Annotated in this window: 1 protein-coding gene; it reads right to left on the bottom strand. The window is 70.3% G+C overall.

Annotated elements, in window-relative coordinates:
• On the bottom strand, window positions 1-454 hold a 454-nt coding region (locus tag HCK04_RS40585; protein WP_185949129.1), incomplete at both ends, for a transposase.

Genomic DNA, 454 nt, shown 5'->3' with positions numbered 1-454 from the left:
GCGGGAACACCTCACCGAGGGCGGCCCAGAACCCCAGTGCGCCGTCCCCGACGGCCAGCACCGGCGCGCGCATCCCCCGCCGTTTGCAATCGCGCAGCAGGTCGGCCCACGACTCGGTCGACTCGCGGTAGCCGTCGGACAGCGCGATGAGCTCCTTACGGCCGTCGGCGCGCACGCCGATCATCACCAGCAGGCACAACCGGTGCTCCTCCAGGCGGACGTTGACGTGCACCCCGTCGGCCCACAGGTAGACGTAGTCCACGCCCGACAGGTCACGGTCGGCGAAGGCGCGCTGCTCGGCCTTCCACTGCTCGGTCAGCTTCGTGATGACCGGCGCCGACAGGCCGGCCGCCGAGCCGAGGAACTGCCCCAGCGCTGGGACGAAGTCACCGGAGGACAGGCCGTGCAGGTAGAGCAAGGGCAGCACTTCGGTGATCTTCGGTGTCTTGCGCGC

It is taken from the genome of Microbispora sp. CL1-1 (genome assembly GCF_012034195.1).
Classification (GTDB): Bacteria; Actinomycetota; Actinomycetes; order Streptosporangiales; family Streptosporangiaceae; genus Microbispora.
This window is presented reverse-complemented; position numbering and strand designations above follow the sequence as displayed.